The 11,510-nt window shown below is 71.8% G+C and carries 13 protein-coding genes; 6 read left to right on the forward strand and 7 right to left on the reverse strand.

Features of this window, described 5'->3' with window-relative positions; translation table 11 throughout:
• Positions 1-7 precede the first annotated feature (7 nt).
• Positions 8-1,210 carry an MFS transporter gene (locus ACYVIP_RS05760; protein ID WP_460392770.1) on the reverse strand — a complete coding sequence of 401 codons (1,203 nt, stop codon included), beginning with the start codon at positions 1,208-1,210 and terminating at the stop codon, positions 8-10.
• Positions 1,207-2,577 (reverse strand): GH1 family beta-glucosidase, encoded by a 1,371-nt coding sequence (locus tag ACYVIP_RS05765; protein ID WP_460392772.1) that lies wholly within the window; start codon positions 2,575-2,577, stop codon positions 1,207-1,209. Before ACYVIP_RS05765 ends, ACYVIP_RS05760 begins: the two co-directional genes overlap by 4 nt.
• 132 nt (positions 2,578-2,709) lie before the next feature.
• Between ACYVIP_RS05765 and ACYVIP_RS05770 the strand changes: the two genes are divergently transcribed.
• Positions 2,710-5,550: a hypothetical protein gene (locus tag ACYVIP_RS05770; RefSeq protein WP_460392774.1), complete on the forward strand. Its 2,841-nt coding sequence runs from the start codon at positions 2,710-2,712 to the stop codon at positions 5,548-5,550.
• Positions 5,551-5,570: 20 nt separating this feature from the next.
• A complete protein-coding gene (locus tag ACYVIP_RS05775) occupies positions 5,571-5,960 on the forward strand; it encodes a VOC family protein (protein ID WP_460392776.1) in 390 nt (129 codons plus the stop codon).
• A 15-nt stretch (positions 5,961-5,975) separates the two neighbouring features.
• Here the strand turns inward: ACYVIP_RS05775 and ACYVIP_RS05780 are convergent, their stop codons facing one another.
• The 4 genes from ACYVIP_RS05780 to ACYVIP_RS05795 all read right to left on the reverse strand — a co-directional run bounded on the left by ACYVIP_RS05780 (position 5,976) and on the right by ACYVIP_RS05795 (position 8,960).
• On the reverse strand, positions 5,976-6,356 hold the full coding sequence (locus tag ACYVIP_RS05780; protein WP_460392778.1) for a VOC family protein: 381 nt from the start codon (positions 6,354-6,356) through the stop codon (positions 5,976-5,978).
• Between the two features lie 181 nt (positions 6,357-6,537).
• Positions 6,538-7,236 (reverse strand): class I SAM-dependent methyltransferase, encoded by a 699-nt coding sequence (locus tag ACYVIP_RS05785; protein WP_460392780.1) that lies wholly within the window; start codon positions 7,234-7,236, stop codon positions 6,538-6,540.
• Between the two features lie 92 nt (positions 7,237-7,328).
• Positions 7,329-7,967 (reverse strand): class I SAM-dependent methyltransferase, encoded by a 639-nt coding sequence (locus ACYVIP_RS05790; RefSeq protein WP_460392782.1) that lies wholly within the window; start codon positions 7,965-7,967, stop codon positions 7,329-7,331.
• Positions 7,968-7,991: 24 nt separating this feature from the next.
• The gene (locus ACYVIP_RS05795; protein WP_460392784.1) at positions 7,992-8,960 is read right to left on the reverse strand and encodes an NADP-dependent oxidoreductase; all 969 of its coding nucleotides are present in this window, start codon (positions 8,958-8,960) and stop codon (positions 7,992-7,994) included.
• A gap of 88 nt (positions 8,961-9,048) precedes the next feature.
• Between ACYVIP_RS05795 and ACYVIP_RS05800 the strand changes: the two genes are divergently transcribed.
• Positions 9,049-9,642: a TetR/AcrR family transcriptional regulator gene (locus ACYVIP_RS05800; protein WP_460392786.1), complete on the forward strand. Its 594-nt coding sequence runs from the start codon at positions 9,049-9,051 to the stop codon at positions 9,640-9,642.
• Between the two features lie 3 nt (positions 9,643-9,645).
• Here ACYVIP_RS05800 and ACYVIP_RS05805 read toward each other — a convergent pair whose 3' ends face one another.
• Entirely contained in the window at positions 9,646-10,071 is a 426-nt protein-coding gene (locus ACYVIP_RS05805; RefSeq protein ID WP_460392788.1) for a hypothetical protein, read from the reverse strand.
• Positions 10,072-10,132: 61 nt separating this feature from the next.
• Here ACYVIP_RS05805 and ACYVIP_RS05810 point away from each other — a divergent pair, with 61 nt between their 5' ends.
• The 3 genes from ACYVIP_RS05810 to ACYVIP_RS05820 are packed head-to-tail and all read left to right on the forward strand — an operon-like array spanning position 10,133 to position 11,430.
• Positions 10,133-10,621: a MarR family transcriptional regulator gene (locus ACYVIP_RS05810; RefSeq protein ID WP_460392790.1), complete on the forward strand. Its 489-nt coding sequence runs from the start codon at positions 10,133-10,135 to the stop codon at positions 10,619-10,621.
• The gene (locus ACYVIP_RS05815; protein ID WP_460392792.1) at positions 10,618-11,160 is read left to right on the forward strand and encodes an SUKH-4 family immunity protein; all 543 of its coding nucleotides are present in this window, start codon (positions 10,618-10,620) and stop codon (positions 11,158-11,160) included. Before ACYVIP_RS05810 ends, ACYVIP_RS05815 begins: the two co-directional genes overlap by 4 nt.
• A 42-nt stretch (positions 11,161-11,202) precedes the next feature.
• Entirely contained in the window at positions 11,203-11,430 is a 228-nt protein-coding gene (locus ACYVIP_RS05820) for a type II toxin-antitoxin system Phd/YefM family antitoxin (RefSeq protein WP_460392794.1), read from the forward strand.
• Positions 11,431-11,510 lie beyond the last annotated feature (80 nt).

Raw genomic sequence — 11,510 nt, forward strand, 5'->3', positions numbered from 1 at the left:
ACCACCGTCACATCACTGAACGGATGCGGAAGACGCTGCCGGCGCCGGCGAGGAGCAGTGCGGCGGCGACGGCGTAGAGGGTGGGATAGCCGCCGAGGTGGGTGACGATCGGGGCGGCCAGCGCGGGCGCAAGCACCTGGGGCAGCGCGCTCGCCACGTTGATCACGCCGAGGTCCTTGCCCCGGTCGGCCGCCGCCGGCAGGACCTGGGTCATCAGCGCCAGGTCGACCGAGGTGTACACGCCGAAGCCCAAGCCGAGCACAGCCGCCGCGAGCACCGCGCCCGGCCAGGCCGGCCACGCCGCCAGCAGGACCGCGGCCACCGCCATCACCACCCCCGCCCAGCTGACGAACACCCGCCGCCGGCCGATCCGGTCCGACCACAGGCCACCGACGACCACAGTGGACAGCAGGGTCACCGCGTAGACCGCGGTCAGGACGAACACCCCGCCGTCGGGGTCCGGGTAACCGACCGCGTCCTGCAGGAAGAACAGCAGGTACACGATCGCGATGCTGTTGCCGAGGTTGACCAGGAACCGGGTCAGCCACGCCCAGCCGAAGTCCGGATGGCGCCCAGGGCTGATCCAGAAGTCCCGCCAGCGCAACCGGGGCGGCGCGACCGTCAGCACGGTGTCCCGGCGCGCCAACAGATACGGCACGGTGGCCACCACCAGGAACCCGGCGCACACCAGATACCCCGCGGCCAACCCGCCGACCGCGGCCGCGAACCCGGAACCGGCGACGATGCCCAGGGTCTGGCCGACACCGAACCAGCCGCCGACCTGACCGCGCTGGTCCAACGGCACCTGGTCGGGCACCGCGGCCATCAGCGCGGCCAGCATCGCGTTCAGCGTCAGCTGCGCGAGACACCAGCCAATCGCCATCACCGCCAGGTTCGGCGCGACCGCCAGCAACGCCAGGCTCGCCGCGCCGCCGAGGGCACCGAACGCGGTCCACGGCAGCCGGCGCCCGATGGTCGACGTGGTGCGGTCCGACAGCGCGCCGAACACCGGGTTGGCCACCATCGACACCGCGGCGCCCAACCCGACCACCACGCCGAGCGCCAACTCCTTGTCCTGCGGCGCGAGCGACTCCGCCTGCCGGCCCAACAACACCTGCAGCGGCCCGTAGAACGCGGTGAACAGACCGAGGCCGGCGACGGTGAGCGAGGCGGTCCACCCGGCCGGCACCCGCCGCGCCGGCATGGTCATCGCTGGGCCCGGATCAGCTCGCGGTACCAGTGGAAGGAGTCCTTGCGGGTACGGGCCAGCGTCGGGTAGTCGATGTGCACCAGGCCGAACCGCTGCGAGTACCCGACCGCCCACTCGAAGTTGTCCACGATGGACCAGACGAAGTAGCCGCGCAGGTCGACCCCGTCGTCGATGGCCGCTCTGGCGGCCCGGACATGCCCGTCCAGGTAGTCGATCCGCCGGGTGTCGGCGATCCGGCCGTCGGCGTCCGGGCCGTCGTCGAACGCGCAGCCGCTCTCGGTGACGTACACCGGTGGCAGCGCGTCGCCGTAGCGGGCGCGCAGGGTCGTCAGCACCTCGCGCAGGCCGTCGGGCGCGATCGGCCAGCCGAAGTCGGTGAGCGGATAGCCGTCCACGGCGGGGAACTCGAACGGCAGCCCGTCTGGCATCGGCACGCCGTCGATCACCGCGGCCGCGGTGGCCGGCTGGGGCGCGCCCACCCGGTTGGGCTGGTAGTAGTTCACGCCGTACCAGTCCAGTGGCGTGGCTATCGCCCGTAGGTCGTCGTCGACCGGGCCGGGCATCGCCGCGGCGAACCCCTCCGGGTACTCGCCGCGCAGCACCGGCGCCGCGAACAGGTCGTTGACCAGGACGTCGTAGGCCTTGGCGGCGGCGCGGTCGGCCGGGGCCTCGGAGGCCGGCCACACCGGCACGTGGTGGTTGGCGATGCCGATCTGGTCGGCGCCAGCCGCGCGCAACGCCTGGACCGCCAGCCCGTGGCCGAGAAGTTGGTGGTGGGCCACCGGAAGCGCCTCGAACATCAGCTGCCAGCCGGGGGCGTGCGCGCCGACCGCGTAGCCGAACAGGGTCAGCACCATGGGTTCGTTGAGCGGCATCCACAGCCGTACCCGGTCGGCGAGCCGCTCGCCGACCACCGCGGCGTAGTCGGCGAACCGGAACGCGGTCTCGCGGGTCAGCCAACCGCCGGCGTCCTCGACGACCTGTGGGGTGTCCCAGTGGAAGAGGGTGACCACCGGCGCGATCCCGGCCGCGCACAGCTCGTCGACCAGCCGGTCGTAGAAGTCGAGCCCGGCGGCGTTCACCGCGCCCCACCCGGTCGGCAGCACCCTCGGCCAGGACACCGAGAACCGATAGGCGTCCACGCCGAGGTCGGCCATCAGCCCGACGTCCTCGCGGTAGCGGTGGTAGTGGTCGGTGGCCACCGCGCCGGTGTCCCCGCCGAGCACCGTGTTCGGCCGGTCACAGAAGGTGTCCCATGTGGACCGACCGCGTCCGTCGGCGGTGACCGCGCCCTCGATCTGGTAGGCCGAGGACGAGACACCCCACAGGAACCCGTCCGGGAACACGGGAATGACAGGCGGCGTCATCGAAGACGGTCCTCCGCGGGCAGGGTCGTTGAACCGGGCGCAGGCAGCCTGGCCTGTGCGGCGTCGATGGTCAAGACTCCAAGTGGCGATGCCGGCGACAATCGGGTGGCGGCGTGCGGGATCATGGACACGATGTCTGTCCGACTGGCTTTCGGGGTGAGCACCGGACCCGGGACGCGCTGCTGGTTACCCGCCCCGGGCGATGCCGCCGTCCCCGCGCAGGACCGGGCCGGGGCACACCCACCCGGCTCGCCGGTGGCGCTCGGCCCGGCCGACGCCTCGCCGGCGGCGGTGCGCGCGGCGCTCGCACGGCTCACCACGTTGGTGGCCAACGGAACCGAGACCGCCGGCGCGGGCGTGGAGCTCGGCGGCGGTTTCGTCTCGGCGCGGCTGGCCGGCGCCAACGGCGACCGGCGGGACGCGGTGCTCGCCGCGATGCGGGTGCTTGGCACCGACGGCGCCCACCGGCTGGGCGACCGATCCGCTGTGCTGGTGGCGTTGTTCGGCCTCGCGGCGACCAAACGGGTCGGCGCGGCGGCGAACACGGCGATCACCGACGGCCGCTGGGCGGCGCTGCAACTGGCCTCGGCGGTGTCCGACCTGCTCGGCCCCGAACAGGTGGAGCAGGTGCTCGCGCTACGCGCCCCGGACGGCGTCGACCCGTTCCGCCACGGCGCGGCCTCCACGTTGGCCGAGCACCTTTCCCGGGTGCTGTCCCGGTATCCGAAGCCACGGCGGCTGACGCTGGTCGACAGCCTGTGGCAGCACGTGTGCGCGCGGCTGGTCGCCAAGCAGCGGCTGGCCGCGCTGCCGAGAACCCAGGTCCGCGCCGACCGGATCGACAAACTGGCCACGCGCCACCGCGAACACTTCGACGCCTTCCTCCTGCGGGCGCTCAACCGGGGTGTCCACGGCGAGGTGACGCTGGCCGATGCGGCCCGCTGGCAACCGCCGAGGGGGTGGACCTCGGGGGAACTGCGGCGGCTGATGCACGACGCCATCGCGGCGACCGCGCTGCTGCGGTTCGCCAGGACCATGTCCGACGAGGGCCTCGCGGTCGCCGCCGCCCGGCACCGCGACGAGCTGGTCGCGGCCGACGCCTGCCTGACCGACGAGGCGCGGGCCGAGGCGTCCCGCCGGCCGCCGGGCGCCTACAGCCATCCGGCGCGGCCGGGGCGCTACGTGCACGACCTGCTCGAGCGGCTACGGCCGGACAACCCGATCACCGACCGGACCACGACGTATGTGCGGGAGCGGGTCGCCATGGCCCGCAACTACGGCGTGGTGGTGCACGGCGTGGTGACCGAGATCGTCGGCCGGCTGGCCGGCGACCCGCTGCACAACTGCTGGGACACCTGCCGGCCGTGGCAGGCCGAGCATCTTCGGCAGTGGCGGGCCGCCGCGGGATTCGCACGGGCCCCGCGCGGCTGGGAGCAGCCGCCGCTGGCCGACGCGCACGCCGATGGCCCCAAAGAGACGCTGGCGCAGCGGCTGGCCGCCGCGCCCGAACTGGACCCGGCGGCGGTCGAGGCCCCGCACGACCTGCTCTGGTACGCGGACCTGGCCGATGCCCTGGCGCCGTTCTACGGGCACGAGACCGCCCACGTGCGACACGAGCGGAACGCGCCGGACCCGGACTTCAACCCGTGGCGGCCGCCGGAGGAGCCGAGACGACCGACGGCCGACTCCGTGCCGCTGGCGGCGGCCGAGGTCGCGCAGCTGGTCGCGTTCGGGGCGACGCCACCCGCCCGCTGCGGCAGCTGGCCGGAGTTGGTGGACCGGATCAGCAAGGACGCGACGGTCGCGGAGGCCAGCGTCGGCGCGTTCCCGATCCCACCTGAACTGTCCGATATGGACAACCAGCTGGTGCCGGGTACCGCGCTGACGGTGGAGGTGGGCCGCGAGCCGCGACAGTTGGCCAGCTGGTCGAGCTACATGGGCAACTGCATCGGCGAGTCCTGGTATGTCGAGGATGCCCGTGAAGGCCAGTTCGTGTTGATGGCCCTGCGCGCGGGTGACACCGGCCGGATCGTGGCCAACCTCGACATTCGCTTGCGTACCACCGGTTGGCACGTGCACGAGCTGCGCGCGCGGTTCAACGACGACGTCGATCCGGCGCTGGCCGAACAGGTCCAGCGGTGGGTGGCCGGGCTGGCACCGGTGGCCCCGCCGGCACCAGCGCCCGCGCTGCCGCCGGTGCGTGCCCGGGGTGGCGGGCCGCGCCGGGCAGCCGGCCGGTTGCCGGCCGAGCTGATCCGCGCCCTGGTGACCGAAGTGGACCGGACACTGGCCGAGGCGTCGGCCGCGCGCCGGACCTATGTTCAGGTGGCGCGCGGGCTGGCCGACTTCGAGCCGACGGCGGCGGTGATCGCGCTCAAGCGGACCACGCCGACACAGCGGGTCCAACTGGTGCGTGGCGCGCTGGACGCCGGCCTCAGCGCGGCGGCGCTGTGGCGGGCGACCCGGGTACGCCCGCTCGCCGAGGCCGTCGCCCGGCTCGATCCCGGGCTGCGCGACGACGACCGGATCGGCAGGCTGACCGGCGATGAGCCGCTGCCCAGGTCACTGCGGGCGTTGGTGCGGCGCGCGGAGATCGCGCCGGCCTACGCGCTGGACGTGGTCGCGCTGGCCGTGCGCCGGTCGCTGGGCGAACTGGTGGACACCGAGGTGTTTCCCCGGTCGGTGGCCCGCCGGCCGACGCCAGAGCTGGTGTGCGCGCTGGTCATCGCGACAACCTGTCGACCGTCCATCCCGGACGGCTCGGTCCGGCTGCTGGCGCCCGGCGTCACCGAGGTACCCGGCTTCCCCGCGACCGACCTGCGCGACGAGGACGGGCCGTGGCAACACGCCCTGCCGGCGGCGGCCGAGCTCGGCGCACACGTGGCGTCCTTCGGCGAGCAGGGTCTGCTCGCCCCCGCCGGGCTGCTCGGCAAGGGCGGCTGGCCCGCGCTGTGGCGGCGCGCCCACCGCTGAACCCGCTTACCATCGGCACGATGCTGAGCGACGCGCGGATCGAAGCCCGCATACCGACCCAGGATCTGGCCAGGGCCCGCACCTGGTACGCCGAGAAGCTCGGCCTCGAGCCGGTCGAGGAACGTGCCGGCGGCCTGCGCTACGAGGGCGGTGCCGGCGTCTTCTGCCTGTTCGCCTCGGCCGGTGCGGCCGACGGGTCGTTCACCCAGCTGGCGTTCTACGTCGAGGACATCGAGGCGGTGGTCGCCGAGTTGCGCGGGCGGGGCGTGGTGTTCGAGGAGTATCCCGGGACGGTGAACGGGATCATGGACATCGAGGGCAACTACCCGAGCAAGGGGCGCGGGGAGCGGGCCGTGTGGTGCCGGGACAGCGAGGGCAACATGATCGGCATCGCCGAGGTGGTGCGCTAGCACCGTCCCGGGGGTTCAGGAGGTGGCGGCGCGTTCCTCCGCGCTGCGCAGCACGCAGAACTCGTTGCCCTCCGGGTCGGCCATGACCGCCCAGCCGGTGCCGTCGGCCAGCCGCCGATCGTCCGCGATGGTGGCGCCGAGGGCGATCAGCCGGGCCACTTCCTCGTCCCGGGGGATCAGCGGACGCAGGCACAGGTGCAGGCGGTTCTTCACCGTCTTGGGTTCGGGGACCTTGAGGAACAGCAGTTCCTGCCCGTCGCCGATGCTGATGCCGACCTCGTCGTCGGCCGGCGTGTCCTCGGCGCCGACCGGCAGGTTCAGCACCGCGCTCCAGAACTGCGCCAACCGGAAGGGGTCGGCGCAGTCCACCGAGATGTTCATGATCTGTGAGGTCACGGGCGCGAGCCTGGCATCACCTGGCGTGGAACGCCACCGGATTGTCGGTACGGCCTACCGGTCACGTCCCGAGTGCCAGCGCGCGCGGGATGAACGTAGCCGTCGTGGGAAGGATCGTAATGACTGGATCACACCGCGTCAGCAAAATGCGACAGGCAAGCACAGTTCACGCACGGACCAGTCATCGTGGGTCGGGCTCGTAGTAGGAGTGCACGGCGGGTTGCCCGGTGTAGTTGGGGCCGGCTCGGTCGTTTGCACCGAGGTACTGGAACGGCAACCGGATCCGGGCGGGCCCGCGCCGGTGGATCCGCCGGGCTCGCGGGTTGTGGACGAAGTCGACCGCCCGCAGCGCGGTGGTCAGCCGCCTGCCGACCGGGGTGCCGTCGGGAAGCCGGATGCTGGTCGCGTCGAAGTTGGCGACGAACTGGCCAGTGGCGGTCAGCCAGGAGGCCGCCGCCGCCAACACGCCGAGTTTGTCGCCGACGTAGTGCAACCCGTGCACACACGTGATGAGGTCGAAGCACTCCGCGGGCTGCCACGCCGCGACCGACGCGGTGACGAAGCGGACCTGCGGCGGCGGGTTGGCGACGAACCCGTCGACCAGGTCGACGCCGATGATCCGCACCTGGCCAAGCACACCCCGTTGGCGCAGCTTCTCGGCCGCGTGCACCAGCGCGGTTCCGCGCCCACAGCACAGATCCAGCCAGCGCACGGTCGTCTGCGGCTCGGCGGCCAACCGCTCGGTGAGCACGCTGAGCAGGTCGACGCCGAGAACCCGGACGTAGCCGTCGCGTCCGGCCAGGCCGCGACCCCGGTTCATGTCGCGATTGGCCACCACCCAGGAACTCACCAACTCGTCATCGCGAGCCAACCGCACCACGCTCGACAGTCTTCCCAAGCCGATCCGTTGCCGGCAAGCGGGTCAGGCGATCGCGGCGCGCCCACGAACCATATTAGTTCGTGGTACGAACTTCAGTGCGGCGTGCGTGCCAGGACGAAGCACTGCGGGACCTTCTCCGGACCATGCGGCTGCCGAACCGTGCTGGACACGAGGACGAAGCCGGTGTCGTGCAACAGCTCGGCGATGTCGTCCGGTTGCTGGCGATACCAGTCGAGCGACACCGGTTTGCCGAACGCCTCAGCGTGCCGGCCGCGGTCCTCGCCGACCTGGAACGCGAGCATCAGGTAGCCGCCGGGGACGAGCACGCGGCGGAACTCGGCGAAGGCCTCGCGGCGGCGGTCCAACGGCAGATGGATGATCGAGTAGTAAGCGAGCAGCCCACCCTGGGACGCGTCGGCGAGGTCGAGCCCGAGCATCGACCCCACCTCGAACCGCAGCCCTGGATAAGTGCGTCTGGCCAGCTCGATCATGCGGGGCGACAGGTCGATGCCGACCACGTCCACCCCCAGCTCGTCGAGAAAAGCCGAGATCTGACCGGGGCCACAGCCGACATCCGCGACCGTGCCGGCGGGAACCAGTTCGGCGAACGCGGTGAGCAGCGCACGGTCGAGCGGATTCTCCGCCAGTCGGGTGCCGACCTGGTCGGCGTACTCGGCGGCGATCGCGTCATAGGAGTCGCGGGTGTCGGCAAGGAACGACGTGTCAGGCACAGCGGCGACTATGACAGCCGCGCCTCACATGGTGACGACGAGCTTGCCGGTGGTGTGCAGCCGGACGAAGTCGACACAGGCCTGCGCGCCCTGGTCGAGGCGGTACCGACGGCCGATCGTCGCCGGGAGGTCGCCGGTGCGCGCCAGTTCGCCGACCTCGCGCATCCCGCCGAGCGTGCCGTCCATGTCGAGCACAAAACGCAGCGCCACGTCGTCGCGGCCGATCCACTCCGGTGCCGGGATGGGGTAGGTGATCGTCAGCAGGCGCCCGCCAGGACGGATCGCCCTGGCGATGCCGGTCAGCCGGTCGCTCGGCAGCGTCAGGTTGACCGCGACGTCGACGCCGGTCGGATACTCGGCCTCGGTGTACCCGATGATCTCGTCCGCGCCAAGTCCGCGCAGGAGGTCGCCGTCGGCGGCGGTCGCGGTGGCGATCACCCTGGCCTTCGCGGCGGCGAGCAGCGGGACCACCGCCGTGCCGACACCGCCGGTGGCCCCGATGACCAGGACGGTTTCGCCCGGCAGGATCTCGGCCGTGGTCAGCAGTGCCCGCGCGGTCAGGCCAGTGGTGGCCAGCGCCGCGGCCCGCTCCGCCGACACGCCGGCCGGGCGGTGGGCCAGGAACGGGGTGTCGGCCTCGACGACCGCGTACTGGGCAAGCGAGCCGGTACTCAGCGACGGCCGGGTCGCCCCGGCCATCGCGCGCAGTGCCCTGGGCATGGCATGGCCGAAGATCTCGTCGCCCACCTGGTAGGCCGACACGCCCGGACCGACCTCGCTGACGGTACCGGCGAAGTCGTTGCCGGGTACGTGCGGAAACGCCAACGGCATGACGTCACGGAAGTCGCCACTGGGCAGGCGGACGTCGGCGGGGTTGATGGATGCCGCGGCGATCCGCACCTGGAGCTGCCCCGGCCCAGGCCGGGGCACCGGCACGTCGGCCACCGTGTAGCGCTCTGGCGGACCGTAGTCGGTCACCACGACTGCCTGCATACTCTCCTCCAAAACGGACCGCATGGTCAGGTTACGGCGGGAAGGTAACAGTAACCGGACCGAGCGGTCAACTTGCTAGGCTACGGTCGTGACCTCGCCCCGTCCGTTGCGCGCCGATGCCGCGCGCAACCGGGAGTTGCTGCTGACAGCGGCCACGGACGAGTTCACCGAGCGCGGCCTGGACGCCTCGGTCGCCGACATCGCCCGCCGGGCCGGCGTGGGGAAGGGCACCGTCTTCCGCCACTTCGCCACCAAGGACGACCTGATCGCCGCGATCGTGCTGGACCGCATCAACGCGCTCAACGCGGTCGGCGAGCGACTGCTCGGCGCGCCGGATCCGGCGGCCGGGCTGCTGGAGTTCCTCACGGTCGCCGCCCGCCAACGACAGCAACGCGACCTGTCGTTCCTCAACGACGCCGGCGGGATCAACGCGGAGGTGACCAGGGCCCGCATGCTGATGTCCGAGATCGTCGAGGCGCTCGTTGGCCGGGCCCGCGAGCAGGGCGTCATCCGGGCCGACATCACCGGCATCGACGTCATCCTGCTGATGTGCGCGCCGAACTATGTCACCGACTACGTGCGGGACGCCCCGCCGGACCTGTGGCAGCGATATCTCGCCATCATCTTCGACGGCCTACGCCGGGAAGGCGCCCACCCGCTGCCGCAACCACCACCGTCCTGAGCCCTACGCGCGTGCCGCCAGATCGGCTTCGACGTTGCCCGCCATGACGGCCAGGACCCGGACGGTCTCGGTGTACTGCGCGGGCGTCAGCTCGCCGAGGACGATCGCGCGGTTGCGGTCGACGCGGGCGGCGATCGTGGCGTGCGCGGCCCGCCCCCGGTCGGTGAGGGTGACGGTGTCGCCGTCCTCGGCGATCCAGTCGCGGGCGGCCAGGCCGTGTTCGAGTTCGGCGCGCAGGCCTGGCGCGTCCGCTTCCCAGAACGGCGCGAGCGCGCGCTGTAAGTCGTCGTGGGTGTGTGGGCCACGGCTGAGCGTGTTGAGGAGCTGCCAGTGGCGCCGGCTCACCGCCACCTCGGCCAGGGTGCGGTCGAAGTGGGTCTCCAACAGGTTGTGCAGCTGCTTGAGCCAGTAGCCGATCGGCCGGTCCATGACCCCTCCCTTTTGCATGTATATTGACATGTACTTGTAAACGATTATGCATGGGGTCGATATGCCGGACAAGCGAACTGGCCGCGATGTCGCCGCCATCGAGGCGGCCGTGGTCGCGCTGCGGCGCAGCCAGACCCGGCGCGCACTGGCCCGGCTGGCCGAACGACGCGCGGAGCGGCACGAGACCCTGCCCGAGGCCGTGTTCGAACTGCTGGACGCACTCGCCGCCGCGGCCGACCGGCGCGAGCAGCTGACCGTCACCCTCGCCGCCGCGGCGCTGGGGGTCGATCAACCTCGCGCCAGCCGGCTGGCGGCGCAGGCGCTGGCGGCCGGGCTGGCGCGCAGGGAGTCCGATCAGGCCGACGGCCGTCGGTCCGTCCTCGCGCTCACGGCCGAGGGGCGCGCGGCCATCGCGCGGATCGGCGCCTTCCGGCAACGCGTGATCGCCGAGGCCACCGAGGCGTGGTCCACCGAGGACCGGGCCGCGCTGGCCGAGCTACTCACCCGCTTCGTACACGACTTCGCCGCGCGGACGGCTGCCCGGACATGACAGCCGGACTTTTCCCCACTCCGCCGACCTTTGCCGCGCTGGAAAGCTGGGCCGGAGCGGGGCGGGTCATCCGTGCCGACAAGTCGATGTTGGCCGACTGGCGGCTCCCGGGGCAACAGCAGGCGACGCTGGTCTCGTGCGGGGTGCCGTTGCTCGACGGCGTCGTCGACGTGGTGTCGTTCACGACGGAGCCGACGAGGTACCGGCTCGCGGCACAGGGCCACGACCGGTCGAGTGCGAGCTACGCCGCGGAACGGGAGACCGGACGTGTGGTCGAACTGACACCATCGGGCGATGCCAGAGTGGTCAACTCGTCTGTCACTCACTGGCTGTGCTCGCTGCACCTGGTCGGCACCTGGCTGGCGACCTCGACGGCGGCCGAGCGCTGGGACGAGGACGACGCGCTGGAGGAGCTGGCACTCACCGAACTAGCCGACCTGGCACAGCGGATCGCCCACCTCGATCCACCCGCCTACGGCACAGACGGCGACCACCGAACCCACTTCTGGCCGGCGGTCCTGGATCGGTGGTTGTACTGACGCCTGCTTGGCCAGGCATGGTTGACCAAGCAATCTGATCATGTGCCGCGGATAGTGAAAGTCCAGGAGGCCAAGACACATCTGTCCGCCATCCTGGCCGACGTCGAACGGGGCGACGAGGTCGTCATCGCGCGCGGAGACGTTCCGGTGGCCCGGTTGATCCCGATTCGGGAGTCGCCAGCGAAAGAACTGGGCTTCGTGCCCTACCAGGTTCCCGACTCGTGCAACGAGCCGCTGCCCGAGGGCGAGTTGGCCGCGTGGGAGGCGTGACAACGCTGGCTGCTGCTCGACACCCACGTGTTGCTGTGGACGTTGACCGAGCCGGCTGCCCGGACAGCTCCGTGACCTGG

Source organism: Actinophytocola sediminis (assembly GCF_054779715.1).

What these genes read in the sequence shown, in the direction of transcription:
- ACYVIP_RS05760 (WP_460392770.1), bottom strand. Translation starts at nt 1,210, where the DNA reads ATGACCATGCCGGCGCGGCGGGTGCCGGCCGGGTGGACCGCCTCGCTC.
- ACYVIP_RS05815 (WP_460392792.1), top strand. Translation starts at nt 10,618, where the DNA reads ATGACAGCCGGACTTTTCCCCACTCCGCCGACCTTTGCCGCGCTGGAA.
- ACYVIP_RS05805 (WP_460392788.1), bottom strand. Translation starts at nt 10,071, where the DNA reads ATGGACCGGCCGATCGGCTACTGGCTCAAGCAGCTGCACAACCTGTTG.
- ACYVIP_RS05795 (WP_460392784.1), bottom strand. Translation starts at nt 8,960, where the DNA reads ATGCAGGCAGTCGTGGTGACCGACTACGGTCCGCCAGAGCGCTACACG.
- ACYVIP_RS05810 (WP_460392790.1), top strand. Translation starts at nt 10,133, where the DNA reads ATGCCGGACAAGCGAACTGGCCGCGATGTCGCCGCCATCGAGGCGGCC.
- ACYVIP_RS05765 (WP_460392772.1), bottom strand. Translation starts at nt 2,577, where the DNA reads ATGACGCCGCCTGTCATTCCCGTGTTCCCGGACGGGTTCCTGTGGGGT.
- ACYVIP_RS05770 (WP_460392774.1), top strand. Translation starts at nt 2,710, where the DNA reads ATGTCTGTCCGACTGGCTTTCGGGGTGAGCACCGGACCCGGGACGCGC.
- ACYVIP_RS05775 (WP_460392776.1), top strand. Translation starts at nt 5,571, where the DNA reads ATGCTGAGCGACGCGCGGATCGAAGCCCGCATACCGACCCAGGATCTG.